Source organism: Corynebacterium sp. HMSC074A01 (assembly GCF_001831515.1).
In the GTDB taxonomy this organism is placed as follows: domain Bacteria; phylum Actinomycetota; class Actinomycetes; order Mycobacteriales; family Mycobacteriaceae; genus Corynebacterium.
Genome location: NZ_KV825619.1, coordinates 192,714 through 216,850, shown reverse-complemented (window position 1 = coordinate 216,850; position 24,137 = coordinate 192,714). Strand labels below are relative to the sequence as shown.

The following is a 24,137-nucleotide window of genomic DNA, read 5'->3' as shown; positions in this document are numbered from 1 at the left end:
TTCTTCCTGGTTACTTTGCGTTCGGGCTGTGCTCATTCATCAGCGCGATGAACTGGTCGAAGAGCGGGTTCGCATCGTGCGGGCCGGCGGCCGACTCCGGGTGGAACTGCACCGAGTACGCCATCCCGTTTTCCAGCGCCACGCCCTCCACGACGTCGTCGTTAAGGCAGGTATGCGTGATCACGGCCGGACCGAACTCGGTGTCGAAGGTCTGGCCAGCACCAACGCCCTCGGGCGCGGCGAGCGCGAAGCCATGGTTCTGGCTGGTGATGTCGATCTTGGAGGTCAGGTGGTTCTTCACCGGCACGTTGACGCCGCGGTGGCCGAACTTCAGCTTGTACGTGTCAAGCCCGAGCGCGCGGCCGAGGATCTGGTTGCCAAAGCAAATGCCAAACAGCGGCAGCTTCTCCTGGAGAATCTTGCGGGTAATCGCAACCATCTCGTCCGCGGTCGCCGGGTCGCCCGGGCCGTTGGAGATGAACACGCCGTCCGGCGAGTACTGCGCAATGTCCTCGAAGGGGGTGTTCGCCGGCACGACGATCGTCTCCACGCCGCGCTGGGCCAGGTGGTTCGGGGTGGCGGACTTGATACCCATGTCGTAGGCCACGACGGTAAACCGCTTCTCGCCCACCGCCTCAATGGTGTAGGGCGCATCAGTGCTGACCTGGGCAGAAAGGTCCGCGCCAGCCATGGTCGGCTGCTCGTTGACCTTCGCCACCAAGTCTTGGACATCGCTTTGCGACGCCTCCCCCACGAACAGGCCCGCCGGCGCGGAACCCTCGTTGCGCAGGTGGCGGACCACGCTGCGCGTATCAATTCCGGATATGCCCACGATGCCCTGGGCACGCATCTCCTCCTCCAGCGTGCGCTCGGCGCGCCAGTTCGATACGCGCTTGGAAAGATCGCGCACGATCAGGCCAGCGACCCAAATGCGGCCGTCGCGGGACTCGTTGTCCTCGTCGTTCCAGCCGGTGTTGCCGATCTGCGGTGCCGTCATCACCACGATCTGGCGGTGGTACGAGGGATCCGTCATGGTCTCCTGGTAGCCGGTCATCCCGGTGGTAAACACGGCTTCCCCGTAGACAGGGTCGATGTCGCTGTCGGGCTCGACGGCGCCGAAGGCGTAGCCGCGGTAAACGTGACCGTCGCCAAGCACGAGGGCCGCAGGGATTCGAGATTCAGTCATGATTGCTTCCTTACTTGAACTACTTCGTGCTGGTTGTGGTTTCGGTCTCAGTCTCGCCGGCCCGGTAGGTCACCTCGCCGCGCAGCATCGTCAACGCGATGCTGGTGGCAAATTCCGTGCCCTCGTACGGGGTGTTCGACGCCTTGGAGCGCAGCTTCTCGCCCTCGACGGTCCACGCCTTACCCGGGTCGACGAGCACCAGGTTGGCCGGCTCCCCTTCCGCGATCGGGCGGCCCTGGTCTGCAAGGCGCAGGATCTCGGCGGGGCGCTCGCTCATCACCTTCGCCACGAAGCGCCAGTCCGCCAGACCGGACTCCACGAAGACCTGCGCGATGATCGGCAGCGAGGTCTCCAGGCCCAGCATGCCGGGCTTGGCGTGCTCGAACTCCACGCACTTGTCCTCGGAGCCGTGCGGGGCGTGGTCGGTGGCCACCACGTCGATCGTGCCGTCAAGCAGCGCGTCGCGCAGCGCGATCGTGTCGCGCTGCTCGCGCAGCGGCGGGTTGACGCGGTAGACGCCGTCGTAGGTCTCGAGTTTCTCGTCGGTAAGCAGCAGGTGGTGCGGGGTCGCCTCGGCGCTGACGCTGATGCCCTGTTCCTTTGCCCAGCGCAGCAGCTCGACTGTGCCCTCGGTCGAGGCGTGGCAGATGTGCAGGCGGCCGCCGTAGTCGCGGGTCATGATTACGTCGCGGGCGACGACGGATTCCTCCGCCACGCGCGGCCAACCGCCCAAGCCCAGCCGGGCCGCGGTCTCGCCCTCGTGGGCGACCGCGTCCGCGGTCATGCGGTGGTCTTCGGCGTGCTGGGCGAGCAGGACGTCGTAGGCCTTCGCGTATTCGACCGCGCGGCGCATGACCTGCGGGTCGTTGACGCACTTGCCGTCGTCGGAGAACATGCGGACGTGTCCTTGGCTCATCAGCCCGATCTCGCTGAGCTGTGTGCCTTCCAGGTTCTGCGTGATCGCACCGACCGGGTAGACGTCGCACTTGCCGTAGGCCTGGCCCTTTTCCCACACCGCGTCGGCGAGGAAAGGCTGGTCGATCACGGGGCTGGTGTTCGCCATGGTGAACACCGCGGTAAACCCGCCCTTGGCTGCCGCATCGGAGCCGGTGGCAATGGTTTCCGTGTCCTCGCGTCCCGGCTCGCGCAGGTGGACGTGCATATCCACCAGGCCCGGCAGCAACACCTTGCCGCCGGCGTCAATGACCTCGAAGGACTCATCTGTCTCATCGAGGCCGAGGTCTTTACCGATGGCTTGGATCACGCCGCCGTCGATAAGCAGCTGCACCTCGTCCTCACCGTAGGGACGGACGTTTTTGATTACGAGCTTTCCCATTTACTCTTCCTCTCCCACAAGCAGCGTAAACAGCACGGCCATGCGGGTGTAGACGCCATTGGTGACCTGCTGCAGCACCGCGGTGTTGTCGCGCTCCGCAACAGCAAAGTTGATTTCCATCCCGCGCAACATCGGGCCCGGGTGCATGATGATCGCGCCTTCTTTCATCCGGTTGGCGCGCTGCGTGCTCAAGCCGTAGAGGGTGGCGTACTCGCGGTGCGAGGGGAAGAACCCGCCGTGCATGCGCTCGGCCTGCACGCGCAGCATCATCACCACGTCCGCATCCGCAATCTCGGCGTCCAGGTCGTAGGCCACGCGCGCCGGCCAGTGCTCCACCCCAGTGGGCAAAAGCGTCGGCGGAGCCACGAGCACGACTTCCGCGCCCAACAGGTGGAGCAGGTCGACGTTCGAGCGCGCCACGCGCGAGTGCACGATGTCGCCCACGATGACCACCTTGCGCCCGGCGATCTCGCCGATGCGCTGGCGCATGGTCACCGCGTCCAACAAGGCCTGCGTGGGGTGCTGGTGCTTGCCGTCACCTGCGTTAATGATCGAAGTGCCCGGCAGCCACTGCTTCAGCAGCTGCGCCGCACCCGAAGCCGGGTGGCGCACCACGATCGCGTCCGCGCCGACGGCCTCGACCGTCTGCGCCGTATCTTTGAGCGATTCGCCCTTCTTCACCGAGGAACTGGACGCGGAGATATTAATCACGTCTGCGCTCATCCACTTGCCCGCTGTCTCAAACGAGGAGCGGGTGCGGGTGGAGTTCTCGTAGAACAGGGTGAAGATGGTGCGGCCCCGCAGTGTGGGCAGCTTCTTGATCTCGCGGCCGTCTAGGGCCTCCTTGAAGCGGTCGGCCTCGTCCATGATGGCAAGCGCCTCGTCCCGGCTTAGGTCTGCAATATCAATGAGGTGTTTCATCTCTTATGCCTCCCGGTGCAGCGTGACCGCGTCAACGGCGTCGATCGGCGTGAGTGTGACGGTCACGTCCTCGCTCAACGCGGTCGGGATGTTCTTGCCCACATAGTCTGCGCGGATGGGCAGCTGGCGGTGCCCACGGTCAACCAGCACGGCAAGCTGAATCGTCTCTGCCCTCCCGATGTCGCGCAGCGAGTCCAGGGCAGCGCGGATCGTGCGCCCCGAGTACAGCACATCATCGACGAGCACCACCGTCGCCCCATCGAGCGGTGCAGGAATGCTGGTCGGGCGCAGCGCGCGGTGCGGCTTGTCGCGCAAGTCATCGCGGTACAGGGTGACATCGAGGCTACCGACGGGCACGCTCACCCCGGAGAATTCCTCAATAGCTGCCGCGATGCGCTGCGCCAAGGGCACACCCCCGGAGGGAATGCCGAGCAGCTGCACGGGCGCGGTACCATCTTGCGATGCTGTGTCCAGCGCCGTCTTTTCAATTATCTGGTGCGCAATGCGTGCGATCGTGCGCGCGACGTCGTCTGCGCTTAGCAGCTCCACCGTCGTGCGGGTATCTCCACTCATCTCGCCTCCTTCCCCGCCTCACAGTGCGGAATTTAAAGGATGCTTGTGCAAAACCCGCGTACTGCGGGCCGAGTCCCGGTCTGAAAGATTGTTGAGACTGCCCAGCATTTTAGCACTTATGCCTCACTCGCGTGACGAAGCGTGGCAGGTACAGTCGTCTGTGTGAGTAGCAACAACACGACACCCCCACACGCGTCCCAGTCAGCTGCGGACGGGGCCGAGCTTCCGAGCGCCCCGGACGCGGAGACCGTCGCCGAGGTCAACGCCGCAGCGCAGGCTGACTCCAACAACGAGCTCAAGGAGGTGACCCCGGAGGCCGTCGCCGAGATCTTCAGCGCCGAGGGCCTCGAGCACCGCGTCGAGGACGGCACGGTGCGCTCCGGCTTCATCAACGCCGCCATCGTGGTGGCATTCGACAGCGACCACCTCATCTTCGAGTCGCTCTGGCGCGGAAAGATTCCGAAGGACATGGCCTCGCACATCCTGCTCGCCACCAACGAGCACAACCAGACGCACTTCGCGCCCACCCTGCGATTCTTCGAGCAGGGCGAAGACCACCTGGCGATTAGCGCGATCCGCACGCTTGACATCACGCACGGCGCATCCTACAACCAGCTCGGTGCGTTCATCATGAGCTCGATCGACACCACGCTGCAGGCCTTCGTCTTCTTGGCCACTTCATTCCCCACCCTCGTCACTTGGGAGGATCCGCACGATGAGCACTAATACAACACAACTGGTCACCATCGACCGCGTCGTGGACGCGCTCGCAGACCTCGACGTCACCGTGCAGACCGACGCCTCCGGCCGCGCCGCGCATGCCAACATCAACGGCTACAACGTGCTGTTCGTCCTGCTGGACTCGGTGCTCATCGCGCGCGCCGACGCCGCAACGGAAACGCCGTCCGATACGCCGGACCCCACCGTGTACCTGGCTGCAAACCAGGTCAACTCCTCTTTCTTGGACGCTCGCGCGCTTGTTGTCAACAAGGCGGACACGCTGATTATCCGCACGGAGTCGGAGAACCAGGTCGCTGCCGGCATGACCGACGAGCAGCTCTCCAGCGCCCTCAAGCGCAGCCTCGACGGGCTGATGCGCGGCCAGGACGCAATGCACGCCCTGATCGAGGAAATCACCTCGGCCCGCGAGGCCGCCCAGGAAACGGAGAGCTAAGAGTTCTCTAGCCGCGCAAGCTCCGTCGCCGGGTCAAAGTCGGCGGCGGGCCACTGTGGATCGAGTTGCTTGAGCGCGTCGACAAGCAGCGTCTTGACCACGGTGCGGCAGTACTTCTTGTTGTCGGAGGGGATGCAGTACCAGGGGGCGGTATCTGTCGACGTGCGCGTCAACGCAATCTGGTACGCGGCCATGTACTGCGTCCACAACTTCCGGTCATCGATGTCGCCCGGGTTGTACTTCCAGTGCTTCTCCGGGTTCTCGATGCGCTCGCGCAGGTTTTCCGCCTGGAACTCGCGCGAGATATGCGGCATGACCTTGATGATCTTCGTGCCCTGCGCCGCAGCCTTCTCCTCAAAGTCCACGATCGCGCCGTAGCGGCGCTCGATCTCCTCCGGCGGTGCCATCTGCTTGACCCGCTGGACCAGCACGTCCTCGTAGTGGGAGCGGTCGAACACGCTGATTTGGCCAGGCTCCGGCAGGTGCGGGGCGATCCGCCACAGAAAGTCGTGCTCGGCTTCCTCTTCAGTCGGCGCGCCGAAGGCCTTGATGTGCACGCCCTGCAGGTCCATCGTCCCGCCGATGACGTGGCGGATGATCCCGCCCTTGCCCGCAGTATCCATCCCCTGGAGCACCAAGAGCACCGAGCCGGTCCCCGGCGTGCCCGCGCGCCCGTTGGCATAGAGCTTCTTCTGCAGCACGCCAAGCTCATCGTCGAACTTTTCGAAGGCCTCCCCCACGTCTTTGACGCCCGGGGTGGCTGCCGGGTCCACATCGTCGATCTGGAAATCCGGGCCGACCTTGAAGGCCTGTGCTTCTTCGATGGAAACCTTTGCCATTGGGTGTGTCCTTGCGGTGCTTTTAGGGTTCCTGCGGGCTCGCCGCGGGCGGGACAGCGGCCTCGGCCACCGTCTCGGTCACGATTCGCTGCGCGTCATCTGCGCTTTGGGCTGGCTCTGCGTCATCTTCCTCCGCGAAGGGTGCCTCCGGGAGTCCGCGCTGCGCGACCCCGTCGAGCACCACGTTGATGTAGGGCGCAGCCTGCGCGGCGGAATACTCCGCGGCCATTTCCACGCCCTCCTTGATGGAGATTGGCGCGTCGACCGCGTCGTTGAACATGATCTCCCAGGCGCACACGCGCAAGATCTGGCGATCCACCGCTGGCAGGCGGGACAGCTCCCAGTCGTCGACCAAGAAGCGCTCAATCGCGTCATCCAGGTCGTCGAGCTGCTCAGCGGCACCGGCCACGATTTGCTGCGTGTACTCGGCGACGGGCGCGACTGAGTTCTGCGGGTTCTTCGCCAGTTCGACGCGGTCTTCAACAATCGCGACCGGATCAACGTCGCGCGTTTCCGCCTCAAAGAGGATGTCTACCGCGCGACGACGTGCGCGGTAGCGGGCTCCGTGGCGCTTAAAGTCCGCCATTAGTTGCTCACGCGGGAGAGGTACTCACCCGTGCGGGTGTCTACCTTGACCACGTTGCCGGTGTCCAGGAACAGCGGCACCTGGATCTCCGCACCGGTCTCCAGCGTTGCCGGCTTGGTGCCACCGGAGGAACGGTCGCCCTGCAGGCCCGGCTCGGTGTGCTCGATCTTCAGGTCCACCGAGATCGGCAGCTCGGCGAACAGCGCCTCACCATCGTGGAAAGAAACCTGCACGCGCATGTTCTCCAGCAGGAAACGCGCCGCCTCGCCGAACTTGTCGGCCGGCAGCTCGAACTGCTCGTAGGTCTTATCGTCCATCACGACGTAGGCGGTGCCGTCGTTGTACAGGTAGGTCATGTCGCGGCGGTCAACGTTCGCGGTCTCTACCTTCACACCAGCGTTCCACGTCTTGTCCACGGTCTTGCCGGTGACGACGTCCTTGAGCTTGGTGCGCACGAATGCAGGGCCCTTGCCCGGCTTGACGTGCTGGAACTCAATGATCTGCTGGAGCTTGCCCTCGTTCTTGAGTACGAGCCCGTTCTTAAAATCGGCGGTAGTTGCCACGTGAAACCTTCCTCTAATCCTTCATGAAAGTGCCGCTGAATACTTCAGCAAAGCGTGTGCAAACACAACAATGCTACAGCACAGTCAGTTCCTTAGGGTACTGCGTGATCACCTTCGGTGCCCCAGAGGTGATGATCAGCGTGTCCTCAATACGCACCCCGCCCTTGCCAGGCACGTAGATACCCGGCTCGATGGTCAGCGTCATCGCTTCGCGCAGCTCGCCCTTGCCCGTCGTCGAGGCGTACGGGGCCTCGTGAACGTCAAGGCCCACGCCGTGACCGGTGGAGTGTACGAAGTACTCGCCGTAGCCTGCCTCTTCGATCACTGTGCGGCAGGCCGCGTCGACGTCGACAAGCTTGGATCCCGCCACCGCGGCGCGCACACCTGCCTGCTGGGACGCCAGGGTGACCTCGTAGATCTCGCGCAGGAACTCATTCGGCTCGCCGATGGCAAAGGTGCGGGTCATATCGGAGTTGAACCCGAGGCGGTGCATGCCAAAGTCGATGGTCACCAGCTCGCCTTCCTGCACGATGCGCTCACTTGCGCCGTGGTGCGGCTTCGCAGAGTTCGGCCCGGAGGCGACGATCGTGTCAAAGCTGGGACGCTCCGCGCCGAGCTTGCGCATGCGGTACTCCAGGTCCGCGGCAATGTCGCGCTCGCTGCGGCCCGCGGCGAGCTCGCCGGCGTCGATAAGCTGCTCGAGCGCCTCGGTGGCGAGCGCTGCGGCCTCCTCCAGACGGTGCAGCTCGAGGACGTCCTTGGTCAGGCGGATGTCTTCCACCGCACCGGACACCGGCACCAGGGTGACGTCTTCCGGGCATGCCTTCTTCAGCACCTCGAGCTGGCTCACGCTGAGGTAGTCCGCCTCGAAGCCCACGCGGTGGCCCTCGACCACCTGCGCCAGCAGCTCCTCGGCCACCTTGCGGGTAATGGTCGCGGGGATGTCGGGCACTTCCTCACCAATCTGGGTGGTGTAGCGCCCGTCCGTGGCGATCTTTGCCGTGCGGTCCTTCGACACCAGCAGCGCGCCGTTGGAGCCGCTAAAACCCGAAAGGTAGCGCACGTGCGTGAGGTGCGTGATCAGCACGTCGTCAATCCGCTTCGCGGCCAGTGCGGAGGCAAGCTTCCGACGCCGCGTTTCAAAACGAGTATCAGCCAGTGACATGTGTTCCTCCAAACCTTAGCTTTCGGTCTGTGCAAAGTATTCAAGTGCGAGCAGGTAGCCCTGGGTGCCCAGCCCGGCGATCACGCCCTTAGCAATGGGTGACAGGTACGAGTGGTGCCGGAAAGGCTCGCGGGCATGCACGTTGGAAATGTGCAGCTCGATGAAGCCGTGGTGGTCGGTCAGCTCCACCAAGGCGTCGCGCAGCGCCACCGAGGTGTGCGTCCAGCCGCCGGGGTTGATAATGATGGGCAGGCCCGCCTCTGCCGCCTCGTGGACCCATTCGAGCATCTCGCCCTCGTGGTTGGTCTGGCGCAGCTCAACCTCCACGTCGAGCTCCTCCGCGCGCGCCTGAAGCTGGCGCTCCACGTCTGCGAGCGTTGCGTGCCCATAGATCTCCGGCTGACGCTTGCCCAGCCGGTTCAAGTTGGGTCCGTTGAGCACCAAAATCTTCATCGCTTTTACGTCCCTTCCTAGAAGCCTTGCCCTGTGTGTGAGCGCGCTACTCTGCAATCGCGTCGTAGGCCGCGCGCATTTCCTCGACCGTTGCGTCCTCCAGACGGGTACACGAGCCGAGCTTGTTCAGCACCACGAAGCGGATCTGTCCGTCGCGGTTCTTCTTGTCGTGCGTCATCGCCTCGTACAGCTCGTCGAAAGCGCCCGCCTCGTAGGTGGTTGGGAGGCCGACTGCGGTGAGCACTTCGTGGTGGAGAGCGAGCAGGGAGTCGTCGATAAGCCCGCGATTGTGCGCCAAGTGCGCGGCGAACATCATGCCTACCCCCACCGCATTGCCGTGGCGCCAGGTGTAGTTCTCGCGGCGCTCAATCGCGTGGCCGAGCGTATGCCCGTAGTTGAGGATCTCGCGCAGGCCCGACTCTTTGAGATCGCGGCTGACCACGGCGGCCTTGACCGCCACGGAGCGCTCAACCAACTCCGCCCAGTGCGCGTCCGCGCCGGCGCGGTACAGCTTCAAGATCTTCGGGTCGGCGATAAAACCGGTCTTGACCAGCTCAGCGGAGCCCGAAACAATCTCCTCCTGCGGCAGGGTGTAAATGCGCTCGAGGTCGATGAACACCGAATCCGGTTCGTGGAACGCGCCGACGAGGTTCTTACCCACCGAGGTGTTGATGCCCGTCTTGCCACCGACCGCGGCATCCACCATGGCCAAAAGCGTGGTCGGCACCTGGATGACTTTGATGCCACGCATCCACGTCGCGGCGATGAACCCGGCGATGTCTGTGGCCGCGCCGCCGCCCAGACCGATGATCACATCCTGGCGGGAGAAGCCGTGCTCGCCGACCAGATCCCAGAGCCCGCTTGCGGTCTCCAGCGACTTGCCTGCCTCCGCGTCCGGGATCGGTGCCAGCACTGCGGCAAGGCCTTCGCCCTCAAGGTCTTGCGCGATGGAACGCGCTACCGCCTGCAGCGGCCCTTGGTGCACGATCGCTGCCTTGCGCGCGCCGATTTCTTTCACCCGCGCCGCAACGTCGCGAATGGTGTCGTACCCGATGTGGATGGTGTACGGGTCTGCTCCAGTTACCTGCACTGTGGCCATGGTTGCTCCTTGGGTGGGTAAAAACTATTCCTCGGTTGATTCGATGATGCTGAGCACCTCGGCCACCACACGCTGCGGCGGCCGGGAATCCGTCCGCACCCGGTAGTTCGCAACCTCGCGGTAGAAAGGCTCGCGCGTGGCCAGCAGGTCGCGGTAGTGCTGCGCCGGGTCATCGGCTTGCAGCACCGGGCGCGACGTCGAGCCCGCGGTACGGCGGATGCCCTCCTCCGCAGTCACATCGATCCACACCACGGTGTGGCGCTGCAACAGCTGACGCGTCGACGGGGTGAGCACGGCACCGCCGCCGAGGCTGACAACCCCGCCGGTAGCCAGCGCCTGGGCCACGCACCCGGCTTCCAGCTCGCGGAATCGCTCCTCCCCGAGCTCGCTGAAAATCTCGCCGCAGGCCTTGCCATGCGCCTGCTCGATCAGCAGGTCACTATCCACGATCGGCAAGTTCAGCGCGCTGGCAATGCGCCTGCCAATGGTGGACTTGCCAGCACCCGGCGGGCCGACAAGTACGACGCGCGGCGCCGATGCGACGACCGCTGAATTCGCTTGCGCCTCCTCCGGCACCGTGGTCACGCCCTGATCTGTGTGCGTCATCGCTACTGCCCTTCTTCCGCCCCGTCTTGCTCGAAAGCTAATCGACGCTCGACTGCTTCCTTGTACGCCTCGACGTTACGCTTTGTCTCCTCCAGGCTATCGCCGCCGAACTTCTCCAACACCGCGCGGGCGAGCACGAGCGCCACCATCGCCTCGGCCACAACGCCGCCGGCAGGCACCGCGCACACGTCCGAGCGCTGGTGGATGCCCGTCGCCGGCTCACCGCTACGCATGTCCACGGTCTTCAGCGCGCGCGGCACGGTGGAAATCGGTTTCAGGGCCGCACGGACGCGCAGCTGCTCGCCGTTGGTCATGCCGCCCTCCAGGCCACCAGCGCGGTTGGTCAGGCGGTGCACACCCGTCTCGTCGCGCACCATCTCGTCGTGCGCGGCCGAGCCGCGCCTGCGCGCCTCTTCGAAACCGTCGCCGATCTCCACGCCCTTCACCGACTGGATGCCCATCAACGCGGCGGCCAGCTGGGCGTCCAGGCGGTGCTCGCCAGAGATGTGCGAGCCCAGCCCGATCGGCAGTCCGTCGACAATGACCTCGACGACGCCGCCGAGCGTGTCGCCGGACTTCTTCGCATCCTCGATGCACGAGATCATCGAGGCCTCCGCCTCCGAATCGAAGGCGCGGACCGGCGAGGCGTCAATGGCCTCAATGTCTGCAAAGGTGGGAAGGTCTCCCGCAGCGGGTGTCGACTCCCCGATCGAGATTACGTGCGAAAAAACCTCCACCCCGAGCGTCTCGCGCAGGAAGGAACGCGCCACCGCGGCGGCGGCGACCCTTGCCGCTGTCTCGCGGGCAGAAGAGCGCTCGAGCACCGGGCGTGCCGAGTCGAAACCGTACTTGAGCATGCCCGCGAAATCCGCGTGGCCGGGCCGCGGGCGGGTCAGCTTCGCACCGCGCCCCGAGGACATGGCCTTTGCCACCTCCGGGTCATCCATATCCAGCGGGTGCGGCGACATAATCGTGGTCCACTTCGGCCACTCCGTGTTCCCAATCTGGATGGCGATCGGGCTGCCCAGCGTGCGGCCGTGCAGGATGCCGGTGAGCAGCGTGAGCGCGTCGGCCTCAAACTTCATGCGCGCACCGCGGCCGTACCCCAGCCGGCGACGCGCAAGGTGGTGAGCGATCTCCTCTTCGGTGATCGGCACACCTGAGGGCATGTTCTCAATCAGCGCGATGAGCGCCTGTCCATGGGATTCCCCAGCGGTTGTCCAACGAAGCATGCACGCATTGTCTCACACGCTGGCTCAAACTGAGCCGTTTAGCCCAACAAACGTTCCCACCGCCCAGGCCGCACCCAGCATTTGCGGCCCGTGCGCAAGTCTGGGCAGACGTAAGGCAAGCCCGAGCACCACCGTCGCAGCTCCGGAAAGCGCCACCGCGACGAGTACTGCGCCGAGCCCGCCGAGCGCCATGAGTACAACCCCCAGTGTCACTGCAAGCTTGACGTCGCCGCCGCCTATCCCCTTGCCCGCCACGAAGTACAGCGCTGGCCACACCAGCCCCCATGCAAGTACCGGCGCGGTTATGCAAACCAGCAGGCACGCAAGCGCGGGCGGCACGGTCAGTGGATTCGGTAGCCTTCGCCACCGCATATCAGATGCGCATAGCGCCGCGCTCCAGACGGCGAAGATGCACAGCGCGAAGATGTAAAGTCCCCCATTCCCCATGGGGGCAAAGCCTAGTCGCTGTCCTGGTCCCTGTCCTGCGCACTCTCTGCGTGCGAAGCCTCCCAGTGCGCAAACAGCGCCTCCCGCATCGCGGTGCGCGGCGCGGCGACGCCCGTGAACTGTTCGAACTGTGAGTAAGACTGTCCGGCCAGCATGGTCAGCCCGCCGACGGTGGGGTACCCATTCGCGGAGGCGCGCACCGCCAACGGGGTCGGCCACGGGTCATAGATCACATCCAGCACCGGCGCATGCCCCAACTGCGGCGCGTAAGGCTCCACGCCAGCGGCGGGCACGGTTGAGACGATCACGTCCGCCCATGCTGAGAGCGCGAACAGGTCCGCCGAAAAGTCGACAAAGCGGGTCTTTACCCCACTGACCAGCTCGGCCACCTCTGCGGAGCGGTCCGAACGGTTGACCACCACAATCTCGCTTACCCCCTGCTGCTGCAGTGCCCACAGCGCGGGGCGGGCCGTCCCACCAGCGCCGATAACTAGGGCACGCGTGGGCGGTTCGTCGCCAAGCAGCGCCTTCAGCGCGGTGTGGATTCCCTCGCAGTCGGTGTTGTCCGCGCGCCAGCCCTCGCTGGTGCGCACGAGCGTGTTGGCCGAGCCGATCGCGCGGGCGCGCTGCGTGACCTCAGTGGCGAACTCCAGTGCCGCGAACTTCGCGGGCATGGTGACGGAAAAGCCGCGGTACTCCGGCGCAGCCTCGCCGACGATGGACGGCAAATCCTCGGCGGCGCACTCAATCCGCTCGTAGACCCAATCGTCCAGTCCCGCCGCCTTATATCCTGCGTGGTGCAACACCGGCGAGAGCGAGTGCGCGATTGGCGAGCCCAGCACCGCCGCACGGTGCCGGACGGTGCGCGGCACTCCTGCTTCCTTCTCCATCAGCAACTCCCCCTAGCGACGCGAATCCAGCACGCCGGAGTCGATGGCGCGGCGGGTGTCTTCCTGGTGCTGCTCGAAGGTGTCGTTGAACACCGTCGTGCCGTCCTTATCCACAGTGACGAAGAACAGCCAGTTACCCTCGGCCGGGTGCTCCATCGCATCGATGGCCTCCACTGACGGCGAGGCGATCGGCGTCTGCGGCAGCCCGTCCATCGCGTACGTGTTCCACGGGGTGACCCGCTCACGGTCCTCGTCGGTGGTCGCGACCTCGACCTGCTCCAGCCCGTAGTTCACCGTCGAGTCGAACTCCAGGCGCATCGGCTTGTCCAGGCGGTTGAGGATCACTCGCGCCACCTTGTCGAACTCGCCGGCCGGAGCCTCGCGCTCGACCAGGGAGGCAGCGACGACGAGCTCGTAGGGGCTCAGCCCCACCTTCTCGGAGCGTGCTTCGATATCGGTGGACTCGTACACCTTGGTCGAGCGGGTCACCAGGTCGGTGAGGATCTGCTCCGCGGTCGCGCCCGGATCAATGATGTACTCGCCCGGCACGATCAGACCCTCGAGGCGCTTCGCGTCACCCTTGCGGCCGTCGACCACTTCGCGGGCCCACTCGGGCACCCCGAGGCTTGCCGCGTCCGCCTCAGCGGCGACGTGCTGCAGGCGCTCGACGTCCACGCAATCGTGCGTGGCGTTCCCGCCGCAGGTCACGTCCTGGATCATGGTCAGGATGCCGTGGCGGGTCTGGCCGCCGACGACCTGGATGTCCATCAGCGTCGCGCCGCCGTACACCTGCAGGGGCGTGACCTTATTGTTCGGGTCCAGCAGCGCGGAAACGGCGCTCTTCGCGCTCATCTCGCCCTCCAGGCGGTAGAAGCCCGGCTGGATGTTATCGGAGTCCGGGTCGGCCGCGGCAGCAGACTGGAACGCCTTGTTGGAAGCAACGATCCCCCGCTCCTCCAGCTCTGGGCCAAGCGCGGAGATATTCGAGCCCTCGGGGATCTCCACGACTTCCTCTTCGCCGTTGCCGCTTCCACGGAAATCACTGCCGGCACCGTTCTGGTGCGCCACCGCGATCCAGGCAATCAGGCCGATGATGAGCAAAATCGAGGCAACGAGCACTGCCACGCCACGAGTGCGCCGGCGGCCATTCTGTCGGGATGTCACGATTCATTCTCCTTTAGATAGTTCTGCCGGCCATCCAGCCACGACTGCAAAATCTCTACCGCAGCGGCCTGATCAATCACGTCGCGCTGCGCTTTCTCGCTGCGTCCCGAGGCCCGCATCGCGTGTGTTGCGGCCACCGTGGTCAGCCGTTCGTCGGCCATGCGCACAGGCAAGCCGGTGCGCCTATTGATCCGAAACGCGATCTCCTTGGCATGCTTCACGCTGCGCGAGCCGTTGCCCTGCAAGTCCCGAGGCAGCCCAACGACCACCTCGACCACCTGGTACTGCTCGGTCAGCTCCACCAGGCGGTCAATGTCCGCCCCGTCGCGGTCTTTGAAACCGGTGACGCGCTTGACGGTCTCCACCGGCATTGCCAGCTTCGCATCCCGATCAGAGGACGCGACCCCGATGCGCACGGTGCCCACGTCAACGCCAAGGCGCCGCCCCGGACCCGGGTCGTCCACCCCTGGGGTGTCAGGCTCAACCTTCAAAAGTTTCTCCGATCTGCTCGGCTCGCCGGGGCTTGCCGCTTCTCGACGCTCGCGTTCACAGCTAAAATACCGGTTCCATACAAAAAGGCCGGGGCACGCGCACGGCGTGTCCCTTGACCATTTTGTTATATTCCCACCTTAGCGGTTGGCCAGTTCCTCTCGCAGCGCCTGCAGACCGGCGTTGATACCCTCCGGCTTCGACCCAGAGCCCTGCGCAAGATCCGGCTTGCCGCCACCCCTGCCGTCAATGTAGCCGCCGACGAGCTTGACCAGGTCACCGGACTTCACGCCGCGGGCGACGGCCTCCTTGTTCGCCGCGACCGCGAACGGCACCTTCGCGCCGTCCTTGGAGGCAAGCGCGATCACGGCTGGCTCAGCACCGAACTTGGCGCGCACATCCTGCGCGATGGTGCGGATGTCGCCGCCGGACACGCCGTCGGGAAGCTGCACGGCGACAAGCTTGAACTCGCCACAGCTCTCAGCCTTGTCGGCCAGGCCGGAGGTCTGCGAGAGCAGCTGCTGGCGGTGCAGCGCCTCGATCTCCTTCTCGGCCGCGCGCAGACGCTCGGTGAGCTGGGCGATACGCTCCGGCAGCTGCTCGGTCGGCGTCTTCAGTTCGGCCGCGAGTCCCGAGGCCAGCGCCGCTTCCTTGGAGAAGTAGTCGAAGGAGTGCATACCGGAGTAGGCCTCGATACGGCGGGCACCGGAGCCAACGGAGGACTCGCCGAGTACGGCCACCGGGCCGATCTGCGAAGAGTGCTCCACGTGCGTGCCGCCGCAGAGCTCGATGGAGAACGGCCCGCCGATTTCGACGACGCGGACCTGGTTGCCGTAGTTCTCGCCGAACAGTGCCATCGCGCCCATCTCCTTCGCCTTGTCCAGGGAAGTCTCGATGGTGTTGACCGCGAAGTCCGCGTCGACCGCCTGGTTGGTGATCGTGGCGATCTCTTTCAGCTGCGCGTCAGTAAGCTGCTCGGTGTAGTTGAAGTCGAAGCGCAGGTAGCCCGGCTTGTTCAGCGAGCCCGCCTGCACGGCGGTCGGGCCAAGCACCTGGCGCAGCGCGGCGTGGATCAGGTGTGTCGCAGTGTGCGCCTGGCGCGCACCGTGGCGCCACGCGCCATCCACCTCGGTGGTCACGGTCTGGCCGAGGTCCAGCCCGCCCTGCGCCACCGTCGCCTTGTGTACCCAGAGCTTCTTGCCCACCTTCTGCACGTCGTTGACGTTGAGGACGGTATCGCCGACCACGATGCGGCCGCGGTCGGCCATCTGGCCGCCTGCCTCGGCGTACATCGGGGTGACGTCCAGGATCACCTCAACCTCATCGCCGGCCTGCGCCTCGGTGACCTTTTTGCCGCCGCTGACCAGGCCGAGGACTGTACCCTCGTGCTGGAGCTGGTCGTAGCCGACGAACTCGGTCGGGTGCGCATCCACCCACTCGCGGTAGAGGGACTCATCGACGTTGCCCTGCTTCTTTGCCTTGTTATCGGCCTTCGCGCGTGCGCGCTGCTCCTGCATCGCCGCGTCGAAGGCGTCCATGTCCACGTCGAGGCCTGCCTCGCGGGCCATCTCCAGGGTCAAATCGATGGGGAAACCGTAGGTGTCGTGCAGCTCGAACGCCTGCTCGCCCGGCAGCACCTTGGCCCCGGATTCGCGCAGCGCAGCCGCCGCCTCGTCGAAACGAGTCGTACCGGAGGCCAGCGTCTTCAAGAAGGCACGCTCCTCGGCTTTCGCCACGCGCAGGATGCGCTCGCGGTTGTCCGCGATCTCAGGGAAGGACGGAGTCATCGTGTCCATGATGGTGTTCATGAAGACCTCGAGCACGTTGCCCTCGGCACCGAGCAGGCGCGCAGAGCGCACGATGCGGCGCAGCAGGCGGCGCAGGATGTAGCCGCGGCCCTCGTTCGACGGGGTCACGCCGTCGAGAATGATCATCATGCCGGTGCGCGAGTGGTCCGCAATCACGCGGAAGCGCACATCGTCCTCATGCTTGCCGGCATCGTATTTCGTGCCGGTCAGGCGCACCGCCTCGTCGATGACAGGGCGCAGCAGGTCCGTCTCGTAGACGTTGTCCACGCCCTGCAGCAGGCAGGCCACGCGCTCGATGCCGAGGCCGGTATCAATGTTCTTCTTCGGCAGCTCGCCGAGCAGCTCGAAGCCGCCCTTCTTGTCGCCCTCGCCGCGGATGGACTCCATGAACACGAGGTTCCAGATCTCCATGTAGCGGTTGTCATCTACAGCAGGACCGCCCTCCTTGCCGTAGTCGGGGCCGCGATCGTAGTAGATCTCCGAGCACGGCCCGCACGGGCCGGGCACACCCATGGACCAGAAGTTGTCCTCCATGCCCATTCGCTGGATGCGCTCGGCGGGCACGCCGACCTTGTCGCGCCAGATCTCAAAGGCCTCGTCGTCGTCCAAGTAGACGGTTACCCACAACCGCTCCGGGTCAAGGCCGAAGCCGCCGTCCTCGACGGCGCTAGTCAAAAGCTCCCAGGCGTGAGTAATGGCACCTTCCTTGAAGTACTGGCCGAAGGAGAAGTTGCCCGCCATCTGGAAGAAGGTGTTGTGGCGCGTGGTGATACCCACCTCCTCGATGTCCAGGGTGCGCACGCACTTCTGGATAGAGGTGGCCAGGCCGTTTGCAAACGGCGGGTTCTGCTGGCCCAAGAAATAGGGCTTGAACGGCACCATGCCCGCGTTGACAAACAACAGCTGCGGGTCATCCAAGATCAACGACGCGCTTGGCACGGAGGTGTGCCCCGCCTTCACGAAGTGGTTGGTAAACCGCTCTCGGATCTCATGAGTCTGCACGAGGTGGTGTCCTTTCAAAGCTTGCAAATTTGTCCCGGACTACTCTACCCCTGAGGTATGCGGAGGACCCAGTGCGCGTCGATAAGCGCGCTAGCCCTTGCCTCGCAGAATGCCTCGCAGGCGGCCGAGAAAATCCTTGATCCGCTTCTCCGCGCCGTGATCTGTGGGCTCGTAGTACTCCGTGCCCACCAGCTCATCCGGCAGATACTGCTGTGCGAGCACGCCGCGCGGATCGTCGTGCGGGTACTGATAGCCCACCGCGTTTCCCATCGCCTTGGCCCCCTCGTAGTGGCCGTCGCGCAAATGCGGCGGCACGGCACCGATCTTGCCCTGGGCAACGTCCGCCTGGGCCTTCGAGATCGACTGGATCACCGACGCCGACTTCGGTGCGGTGGCGAGGTGGATGGTGGCCTGCGCGAGCGGGAGGCGGCCCTCCGGCATGCCGATGAGCTGCACCGCGTTCGCCGCAGCGGTGGCGATCTGCAGCGCGGAAGGGTCCGCCATCCCGATGTCCTCGGAGGCGTGGATGACCAGGCGGCGGGCGATAAAGCGGGGGTCTTCGCCGGCCTCGATCATGCGCGCCAGGTAGTGCAGTGCCGCGTCCACGTCCGAGCCGCGGATGGACTTGATAAACGCGGAGATCACGTCGTAGTGCTGGTCCCCGTCACGGTCGTAGCGCACCACCGCGCGGTTGACGTTCTCGCGCAGCGTATCGACGGTGATCCGCCCGCCCTGCGGCACAGCCTCGGCTGCGGCCTCGAGGTAAGTCAGTGCGCGGCGCGCGTCGCCGCCGGCGAGCGTGACCAGCTGCTCGCGGGCTTCCTCGTCAAGTTCGACGGTGCCGGCGAGACCGCGCTCGGCCGTCACCGCGTTGTCGATGACCTTGGTCAGCTCTTCCCGCGACAGCGACTCCAGCTTGAGCAACAGCGAGCGCGACAACAGCGGGGCCACCACGCTAAACGACGGGTTCTCCGTCGTCGCCGCAACCAGCAGCACCGTGCGATTTTCCACCGCGGCAAGCAGTGCGTCCTGCTGTGTTTTGGAGAAGCGGTGTACCTCGTCGATAAACAGCACTGTCTTCTCGCCGCGGATGAGGTCGCGCCGCGCCTGGTCAATGACCTGGCGGACCTCTTTGACCCCGGAGGACAGCGCGGAAAGCCCGACGAAGTTCTGCTCCATCGTCTGCGCAATCAGCGACGCGATCGTGGTCTTGCCCGTCCCCGGCGGGCCGTAGAGGATCACGGATGCCGCCCCCGAGCCTTCAACCAGCCTGCGCAGCGGTTTGCCCTCTGACAGCAGGTGGGTCTGGCCCGCGATCTCGTCCAAGCTCCGCGGTCGCATCCGCGCGGCCAGCGGTGCCGTCGCTCCAGCGTGGAAGAAGCTTGCGCCGCGACGCCCCGCGCCCGGTGTTTCTGCCTCGTCCCCGCCGAGACCACCGCCGAGACCACCGCCGAAAAGGTCTTCCTGCGCCACGTTTTCGCACCTCCTCCTTTGTCGAAGCGCTCTGCCTGAAAGCGCTTGAGTTTTCGCAGCGCTACTTAAAGCGCGCCGCTACGGTACGTGCAAACTCCGCGATGACTAGGTAGGCAGTGTCCCGGCCCGTGCCTGCATAGGCGGCGAGCGCGTCAAAGGTCTCCTCAAAGTCGCGGCGCACAAGCTCCTCCTCGTGGGTAAACGGCCCCTGGCTCTGCGGACGCAGGATGCCCGGACCAGCGCCCTGCGGTGTCGACGACGACTGGCCGTCGGCTACCTGATCAGTGACGTCGATACCCGCTGCAGCAAGCTCCTCGGCCAGTGCCTCGTCGCGCGCGGCCAGCTCTGCCAGGGAGAACTGTCCCATGACTGACAGGCTCGACAGGGCCCAGCTGACCATCGCCCCGGTGATGCGGGCCTGCAGGGTGTCCTCGTGTTGGAAGGCGGGCCAGGTGTCGCGGATCTCGTGCAACCAGGCGTCGATAAACGCATCGACGGCCTCCTCGTTGTAGTCCCACTCGGAGACGTACAGGGGAAAACCAGCGACCACGAACGCCACGTCGAAGGAGACGTCCCGAAAACCCGCCCACTCGTAGTCCAAAAACTGCGTGCGGTCGGCGTAGATGATGTTGTCCGGCGACAAGTCGAAGGGAGTAAACGCCCGCGAACCGCCTTTGAACAGGCGCGACTGCACGTTCGTCGCGGTAATCGCCACCTCTCCCGGCACGTCGATGCCGCTTGCCTCCAGCATCTCTAAGCCGAAGCGGATCCGGTGCGCCAGGAGACGCTCCCGCAGGCGCTGAATGGTCTCCGCCCCGGAACGGCTATTCGCCGCACGGGCAAAGAGCACGTCGAAGGCGTGCTCGCGGCCCGCCGACCCGGCATGCATCCGCCCGAGTGCCGTGCCCAAGTTGCGCAGGATCTGCACGTGGCTCTCCGCATCCGCGTGATCCAACAGCGTGGCGAGCGTGTCCCCCTCGCCGGAATCGCTGATGATCATGATGCGCTGATCCACGTCGTAGCCAAGCAGCACCGGGCCCGGCCGGGCTTCTTCGCTTAACGACGTAGTGAACTGGTAGGCCACCACCTCACGCAAGAAAGCCGCGTCCTCGACTGCATTACCCGTCTCCGGTGAGTACTTCACCACCACAGTCCGGTGCTGCAGGAAAGGGTTGGTGGCCACTCGGGCACGGAGGACGTGGGCGAAGCCGGAGCCGCTCAGCGGATCCACCCCGCTCAGCTTCTGCGCACCCCCGTAGCGGCGGGTGAGGATTTCCTCCGCCTGGGCGATAATCGTCTCCTGGTCCAACCGAACCCCTCCTTGTGGGTTTCGTCCTTTTTGGGTCACGCGTGCTGCCGATACGCTTTAAGTCTGACACACTGCGCCATGTGGCGGCATGCTGTCGCATGCGTCAGCCCCGAGGCGACGCTGAGACGCGAGACCCCGGGGCCGAAAGATGACGCGGGCGCAAGGCGTTACTTGTCTGTGCCTTCAGCATCCTTCGCGGCGCTCTTCGCCGCGTCAGCCTTCGGCTTAAAGTCCACGCCGGTCTCCTTGCGCTGCTCCTTGGTGATCGGGGCCGGCGCATCCGTGAGCGGGTCGACGCCGCCGCCGGACTTCGGGAAGGCGATGACGTCACGGATGGACTCGAAGCCGCCAAGCAGGGAAACGATGCGGTCCCAGCCGAAGGCGATGCCGCCGTGCGGCGGGGCACCGAAAGCGAAGGCGTCCAGCAGGAAGCCGAACTTCTCGCGTGCCTCTTCCTCCGTAATACCCATCACGTCAAAGACGCGCTCCTGCACGTCGCGCTGGTGGATACGGATCGAGCCGCCGCCGATCTCGTTGCCGTTGCACACGATGTCGTAGGCGTACGCCAATGCCTCGCCCGGCTCCTTATCAAAGGTGTCCAGGTACTCCGGCTTCGGCGAGGTAAAGGCGTGGTGCACAGCGGTCCACTTCGAGTGGCCCAGCGCGACGTCACCGGATGCGGTCGCGTCCGCGGCAGGCTCGAACAGCGGCGCGTCAACCACCCAGGTAAACGCCCAGTCGCCGTCCTTGATCAGGTCCAGCTTCTTGGCGATCTCGCCGCGGGCAGCGCCCAGCAGCGCGCGGGAAGCCTTCGTCTCACCAGCGGCGAAGAAGATGCAGTCGCCCGGCTTCGCGCCGACGTGGTCGGCAATGCCCGCCTTCTCCTCATCGGTGATGTTCTTAGCCACCGGGCCCGCCAGGGTGCCGTCCTCCTGGACGAGGATGTACGCCAGGCCCTTCGCACCGCGCTGCTTTGCCCACTCCTGCCATGCATCAAGCTGGCGACGCGGCTGAGATGCGCCACCGTCCATCACCACGGCACCGACGTACTCCGCGTTGAAGACGCGGAAAGTAGTGTCCTCGAAGAACTCGGTGCAGTCGGTCAGCTGGATGTCAAAGCGCAGGTCCGGCTTGTCCGAACCGTACTTCTCCATCGCATCCTTGTAGGTCATGCGCGGGATCGGCGTAGAGATCTCGTAGCCGATGAGCTTCCACAGCTCCACCAGGATCTGCTCGGCGAGCTCGATCACATCGTCCTGATCCACGAAGCTGGCCTCGACGTCCAACTGCGTGAACTCCGGCTGGCGGTCAGCGCGGAAGTCCTCGTCGCGGTAGCAGCGCGCGATCTGGTAGTAGCGCTCCATACCGGCAACCATGAGCAGCTGCTTGAACAGCTGCGGGGACTGCGGCAGCGCGTACCAGCTGCCCGGGCGCAGACGCGCCGGCACGAGGAAGTCGCGCGCACCCTCCGGGGTGGAGCGGGTCAGCGTCGGCGTCTCGATCTCGGTAAAGCCGTGCTCATCCAGCACGCGGCGCGCTGCCTGGTTGGCCTTGGCACGCAGACGCAGTGCCTCCGCCTGGCGCTCGCGGCGCAGGTCCAGGTAGCGGTACTTCAGGCGGGTCTCCTCGCCGACCTCCGTCGACGACGCATCCTCGATCTGGAACGGCAGTGCGGCGGAGGTGTTGAGCACGTTGAGCTCGGAGACGTTGACCTCGATCTCGCCCGACGCCAAGTTCGGGTTCTCGGAGCCGGCCGGGCGGGGCTCGACCACGCCGGTGACCTGGATGACGTACTCGCTGCGCAGGTCGTGCGCAGCCTCGGCTACCTCGGACTCGCGGAATACCACCTGCGCCAGGCCGGAGCGGTCGCGCAGGTCGATGAAGATGACGCCGCCGTGGTCACGGCGACGCCCCACCCAACCGGTCAGGGTTACGGTCTGTCCATCGAGGTCTTTGCGGAGATCACCCGCAAGGTGAGTGCGCAGCACGGTCTCTTCCACGTCCTTCCACGTGAGGGCAATACTTTAACCCCAAGCACTTTACCCTTTGCCGGACTGTCGCGCCGAAGCGCCCCTCCGACGCACACCGATGCGGCGCTCGCCTTGGATTTTTGGCAAGATTTGCACCATGACGTTTAAGAACGATTTTGGCCAGGGCCAGGGCAGGCGTGCTCAGACCAGCTCCGGATCAGGTCGGCGCGGCGGTGGCGTGGGTATCCCGATCGCGGTCGGCGGCGGCGGGCTGAGCACCATTTTGCTGCTTGCGCTCGTCTTCTTCCTCAACGGCGGTCTCGACGGCCTGGTTGGCGGGGGCTCGCAGTCCTCCCCGCAGGGCCAGAGCGACTATGACTTGAGCCATTGCGATACTCCGGGTGCCGCGAACGAATACGACGACTGCCGCGCCGAAGCCGTGGCGCGCTCCGTCGACCAGGTCTGGTCCGAGGTCCTGCCCAGCCAGGCCAACCTCGAATACGAACCAGCTGGTATCACGCTCTTCCGCAGTGATGTGAACACCGGCTGTGGCTACGCCACGGCGGATACTGGCCCGTTCTACTGCCCGCGCGACACCACCGCCTACCTCGACGTGTCCTTCTTCGAGCAGCTCGGCCAGCTGGGCGGCTCCGACGGCGCGCTGTCCCAGGAATACGTCACAGCGCACGAGATGGGCCACCACATCCAGCAGCTCGAGGGAACCCTGGGCTTGAGCGACTACAAGAACCCGGGCGAGGACTCGGCCGCCGTAGCAATTGAGCTGCAGGCCGACTGCTACGCCGGTATTTGGGCCAAGCATGCCTCCGAAGGTCCGGATGCGGCGCTGGAGCCGATCACAGAAGAGCAGCTCAACCAGGCGATCCAGACGGCGCAGGCGATTGGCGACGATAACATTCAGCGCAAGTCCGGCGGCGACGTCGACCCGGATGCGTGGACGCACGGTTCCTCCGAGCAGCGCAGCGAGGCGTTCATGTCCGGCTACACCACCGGCCAGATGGCCGCGTGCGATACGCTCAACCGCGGCGTCTACACCGAGGGCTAACTACGCTATTAGGCATGGATAGCGCCACGCAGGACACCAACTCCCCTACCCCCGCGCCGAATCGGGCGGTGCCCTTTATGGCGGCGTTTAACGCCATCGAAGGGTTTCTCCGCGATGAGTTGAACGCGAAGAAGTCCGATTCCTTTAAGTGGATGACCAACTTGGCGGCAAAGAAGAAGGTCATCACCAGGGACCAGGCGGACACGCTGATCGAGTTTGCTGAGTTGCGCAACGCGATCTCCCATGGCGAGTACCGGGATCTGCGCCCGATCGCGGAGCCGCTGTCCGAAACGGTTGCGGAAATTGAGCAGCTGCGCGAGGCGTTGCTGCGCCCTGCGCTTGCTCTCGACGTCATCCAACCGGAGAAGGTGCTCACCTTCTCCCCCGACGACGACGTGCTCGAGCCGCTGCGCGCGCTACGGGAGACCGGTCACAAGCAGTTCCCCATCTATGACGACGGCGTGTGCGTCGGTTTGCTCACCACCAACGCGCTGGCCCGCTGGGTGGCGCGCGAGGTCGAGGAAGACACCCGGCTGCGCAGTGCCACGGTCGACGAGGTGCTCGAGCTCTCCGGACGCCACGACCAGCCGGTCTTCCTGCCCCGAGACGTGACGGCCGCTGCCGCTGTGGATGCCTTGACTACCCCGCTGGAGTCCGGCGCGCTGCCGCGGATGGCCATCATCACAGAGAACGGCAACCCGCGCCAGCGGCCCTTGGCGGTGCTCGTCGCGACTGAGATTCCGGCCCTGCTCGCAGCTAGCTAAGTGGCCACGACGTTGCAAGAAAGGC

The 24,137-nt window shown here is 65.2% G+C and carries 24 protein-coding genes; 4 read left to right on the top strand and 20 right to left on the bottom strand.

What is annotated here, in order from left to right; genetic code table 11:
• Positions 1 to 10 precede the first annotated feature (10 nt).
• The 4 genes from carA to pyrR are packed head-to-tail and all read right to left on the bottom strand — an operon-like array spanning position 11 to position 4,016.
• On the bottom strand, positions 11 to 1,186 hold the full coding sequence (carA, locus tag HMPREF2550_RS07625) for a glutamine-hydrolyzing carbamoyl-phosphate synthase small subunit (RefSeq protein WP_141760554.1): 1,176 nt from the start codon (positions 1,184 to 1,186) through the stop codon (positions 11 to 13).
• A gap of 19 nt (positions 1,187 to 1,205) precedes the next feature.
• Positions 1,206 to 2,522 (bottom strand): dihydroorotase, encoded by a 1,317-nt coding sequence (locus tag HMPREF2550_RS07620; protein WP_070790553.1) that lies wholly within the window; start codon positions 2,520 to 2,522, stop codon positions 1,206 to 1,208.
• The gene (locus HMPREF2550_RS07615; protein ID WP_070763920.1) at positions 2,523 to 3,443 is read right to left on the bottom strand and encodes an aspartate carbamoyltransferase catalytic subunit; all 921 of its coding nucleotides are present in this window, start codon (positions 3,441 to 3,443) and stop codon (positions 2,523 to 2,525) included.
• 3 nt (positions 3,444 to 3,446) lie between these two features.
• On the bottom strand, positions 3,447 to 4,016 hold the full coding sequence (pyrR, locus tag HMPREF2550_RS07610; RefSeq protein WP_070763918.1) for a bifunctional pyr operon transcriptional regulator/uracil phosphoribosyltransferase PyrR: 570 nt from the start codon (positions 4,014 to 4,016) through the stop codon (positions 3,447 to 3,449).
• A gap of 162 nt (positions 4,017 to 4,178) precedes the next feature.
• On the opposite strand from pyrR, the gene HMPREF2550_RS07605 reads away from it, so the two are divergent.
• A complete protein-coding gene (locus tag HMPREF2550_RS07605) occupies positions 4,179 to 4,742 on the top strand; it encodes a YbjN domain-containing protein (protein WP_246819784.1) in 564 nt (187 codons plus the stop codon).
• Positions 4,732 to 5,190 carry a YbjN domain-containing protein gene (locus tag HMPREF2550_RS07600; RefSeq protein ID WP_070790552.1) on the top strand — a complete coding sequence of 153 codons (459 nt, stop codon included), beginning with the start codon at positions 4,732 to 4,734 and terminating at the stop codon, positions 5,188 to 5,190. Before HMPREF2550_RS07605 ends, HMPREF2550_RS07600 begins: the two co-directional genes overlap by 11 nt.
• Here the strand turns inward: HMPREF2550_RS07600 and HMPREF2550_RS07595 are convergent.
• From HMPREF2550_RS07595 to aspS, 16 genes are all read right to left on the bottom strand, one after another.
• Positions 5,187 to 6,029, bottom strand: coding sequence for a PPK2 family polyphosphate kinase (locus HMPREF2550_RS07595; RefSeq protein ID WP_070763914.1), 843 nt, complete (start codon positions 6,027 to 6,029; stop codon positions 5,187 to 5,189). The genes HMPREF2550_RS07600 and HMPREF2550_RS07595 overlap by 4 nt on opposite strands.
• Before the next feature lie 22 nt (positions 6,030 to 6,051).
• Positions 6,052 to 6,615 carry a transcription antitermination factor NusB gene (nusB, locus tag HMPREF2550_RS07590; RefSeq protein ID WP_070790551.1) on the bottom strand — a complete coding sequence of 188 codons (564 nt, stop codon included), beginning with the start codon at positions 6,613 to 6,615 and terminating at the stop codon, positions 6,052 to 6,054.
• Positions 6,615 to 7,178: an elongation factor P gene (efp, locus tag HMPREF2550_RS07585; protein ID WP_070790550.1), complete on the bottom strand. Its 564-nt coding sequence runs from the start codon at positions 7,176 to 7,178 to the stop codon at positions 6,615 to 6,617. The genes nusB and efp overlap by 1 nt, the downstream gene beginning before the upstream one ends.
• A gap of 73 nt (positions 7,179 to 7,251) precedes the next feature.
• Positions 7,252 to 8,343: an aminopeptidase P family protein gene (locus tag HMPREF2550_RS07580; RefSeq protein WP_070790549.1), complete on the bottom strand. Its 1,092-nt coding sequence runs from the start codon at positions 8,341 to 8,343 to the stop codon at positions 7,252 to 7,254.
• Between the two features lie 15 nt (positions 8,344 to 8,358).
• Positions 8,359 to 8,796: a type II 3-dehydroquinate dehydratase gene (aroQ, locus tag HMPREF2550_RS07575; RefSeq protein ID WP_070790548.1), complete on the bottom strand. Its 438-nt coding sequence runs from the start codon at positions 8,794 to 8,796 to the stop codon at positions 8,359 to 8,361.
• Between the two features lie 46 nt (positions 8,797 to 8,842).
• Complete coding sequence (gene aroB / locus HMPREF2550_RS07570; protein WP_070763904.1) at positions 8,843 to 9,895, bottom strand: 3-dehydroquinate synthase; 1,053 nt, start codon at positions 9,893 to 9,895, stop codon at positions 8,843 to 8,845.
• Between the two features lie 24 nt (positions 9,896 to 9,919).
• Positions 9,920 to 10,501: a shikimate kinase gene (locus HMPREF2550_RS07565; RefSeq protein ID WP_083317079.1), complete on the bottom strand. Its 582-nt coding sequence runs from the start codon at positions 10,499 to 10,501 to the stop codon at positions 9,920 to 9,922.
• Positions 10,502 to 10,503: 2 nt separating this feature from the next.
• Positions 10,504 to 11,733: a chorismate synthase gene (gene aroC / locus HMPREF2550_RS07560; RefSeq protein ID WP_070790547.1), complete on the bottom strand. Its 1,230-nt coding sequence runs from the start codon at positions 11,731 to 11,733 to the stop codon at positions 10,504 to 10,506.
• A gap of 24 nt (positions 11,734 to 11,757) precedes the next feature.
• Positions 11,758 to 12,180 carry a prepilin peptidase gene (locus HMPREF2550_RS07555; protein WP_070790546.1) on the bottom strand — a complete coding sequence of 141 codons (423 nt, stop codon included), beginning with the start codon at positions 12,178 to 12,180 and terminating at the stop codon, positions 11,758 to 11,760.
• An 11-nt stretch (positions 12,181 to 12,191) separates the two neighbouring features.
• On the bottom strand, positions 12,192 to 13,070 hold the full coding sequence (locus tag HMPREF2550_RS07550) for a shikimate dehydrogenase (RefSeq protein ID WP_070790545.1): 879 nt from the start codon (positions 13,068 to 13,070) through the stop codon (positions 12,192 to 12,194).
• A 12-nt stretch (positions 13,071 to 13,082) separates the two neighbouring features.
• A complete protein-coding gene (gene mltG / locus HMPREF2550_RS07545; protein ID WP_070790544.1) occupies positions 13,083 to 14,234 on the bottom strand; it encodes an endolytic transglycosylase MltG in 1,152 nt (383 codons plus the stop codon).
• Positions 14,231 to 14,725, bottom strand: coding sequence for a Holliday junction resolvase RuvX (ruvX, locus tag HMPREF2550_RS07540; RefSeq protein WP_038590855.1), 495 nt, complete (start codon positions 14,723 to 14,725; stop codon positions 14,231 to 14,233). Before ruvX ends, mltG begins: the two co-directional genes overlap by 4 nt.
• A 138-nt stretch (positions 14,726 to 14,863) precedes the next feature.
• A complete protein-coding gene (gene alaS / locus HMPREF2550_RS07535; RefSeq protein ID WP_070790543.1) occupies positions 14,864 to 17,533 on the bottom strand; it encodes an alanine--tRNA ligase in 2,670 nt (889 codons plus the stop codon).
• Between the two features lie 90 nt (positions 17,534 to 17,623).
• Entirely contained in the window at positions 17,624 to 19,006 is a 1,383-nt protein-coding gene (locus tag HMPREF2550_RS07530; protein ID WP_038590859.1) for a replication-associated recombination protein A, read from the bottom strand.
• A 61-nt stretch (positions 19,007 to 19,067) separates the two neighbouring features.
• Positions 19,068 to 20,315 (bottom strand): protein kinase family protein, encoded by a 1,248-nt coding sequence (locus HMPREF2550_RS07525; RefSeq protein ID WP_070790542.1) that lies wholly within the window; start codon positions 20,313 to 20,315, stop codon positions 19,068 to 19,070.
• Between the two features lie 167 nt (positions 20,316 to 20,482).
• Complete coding sequence (aspS, locus tag HMPREF2550_RS07520) at positions 20,483 to 22,303, bottom strand: aspartate--tRNA ligase (RefSeq protein WP_070763978.1); 1,821 nt, start codon at positions 22,301 to 22,303, stop codon at positions 20,483 to 20,485.
• A gap of 139 nt (positions 22,304 to 22,442) precedes the next feature.
• Here aspS and HMPREF2550_RS07515 point away from each other — a divergent pair, with 139 nt between their 5' ends.
• Positions 22,443 to 23,348, top strand: coding sequence for a KPN_02809 family neutral zinc metallopeptidase (locus HMPREF2550_RS07515; protein WP_070763890.1), 906 nt, complete (start codon positions 22,443 to 22,445; stop codon positions 23,346 to 23,348).
• A 14-nt stretch (positions 23,349 to 23,362) separates the two neighbouring features.
• A complete protein-coding gene (locus HMPREF2550_RS07510; RefSeq protein WP_070790541.1) occupies positions 23,363 to 24,112 on the top strand; it encodes a CBS domain-containing protein in 750 nt (249 codons plus the stop codon).
• Positions 24,113 to 24,137: the final 25 nt, after the last annotated feature.

Coding starts and splice junctions, on each gene's coding strand:
- carA (WP_141760554.1), bottom strand. CDS start 1,186: ATGACTGAATCTCGAATCCCTGCGGCCCTCGTGCTTGGCGACGGTCAC.
- HMPREF2550_RS07620 (WP_070790553.1), bottom strand. CDS start 2,522: ATGGGAAAGCTCGTAATCAAAAACGTCCGTCCCTACGGTGAGGACGAG.
- HMPREF2550_RS07615 (WP_070763920.1), bottom strand. CDS start 3,443: ATGAAACACCTCATTGATATTGCAGACCTAAGCCGGGACGAGGCGCTT.
- pyrR (WP_070763918.1), bottom strand. CDS start 4,016: ATGAGTGGAGATACCCGCACGACGGTGGAGCTGCTAAGCGCAGACGAC.
- HMPREF2550_RS07600 (WP_070790552.1), top strand. CDS start 4,732: ATGAGCACTAATACAACACAACTGGTCACCATCGACCGCGTCGTGGAC.
- HMPREF2550_RS07595 (WP_070763914.1), bottom strand. CDS start 6,029: ATGGCAAAGGTTTCCATCGAAGAAGCACAGGCCTTCAAGGTCGGCCCG.
- nusB (WP_070790551.1), bottom strand. CDS start 6,615: ATGGCGGACTTTAAGCGCCACGGAGCCCGCTACCGCGCACGTCGTCGC.
- HMPREF2550_RS07580 (WP_070790549.1), bottom strand. CDS start 8,343: ATGTCACTGGCTGATACTCGTTTTGAAACGCGGCGTCGGAAGCTTGCC.
- aroQ (WP_070790548.1), bottom strand. CDS start 8,796: ATGAAGATTTTGGTGCTCAACGGACCCAACTTGAACCGGCTGGGCAAG.
- aroB (WP_070763904.1), bottom strand. CDS start 9,895: ATGGCCACAGTGCAGGTAACTGGAGCAGACCCGTACACCATCCACATC.
- HMPREF2550_RS07565 (WP_083317079.1), bottom strand. CDS start 10,501: ATGACGCACACAGATCAGGGCGTGACCACGGTGCCGGAGGAGGCGCAA.
- aroC (WP_070790547.1), bottom strand. CDS start 11,733: ATGCTTCGTTGGACAACCGCTGGGGAATCCCATGGACAGGCGCTCATC.
- HMPREF2550_RS07555 (WP_070790546.1), bottom strand. CDS start 12,180: ATGGGGAATGGGGGACTTTACATCTTCGCGCTGTGCATCTTCGCCGTC.
- HMPREF2550_RS07550 (WP_070790545.1), bottom strand. CDS start 13,070: ATGGAGAAGGAAGCAGGAGTGCCGCGCACCGTCCGGCACCGTGCGGCG.
- HMPREF2550_RS07515 (WP_070763890.1), top strand. CDS start 22,443: ATGACGTTTAAGAACGATTTTGGCCAGGGCCAGGGCAGGCGTGCTCAG.
- HMPREF2550_RS07510 (WP_070790541.1), top strand. CDS start 23,363: ATGGATAGCGCCACGCAGGACACCAACTCCCCTACCCCCGCGCCGAAT.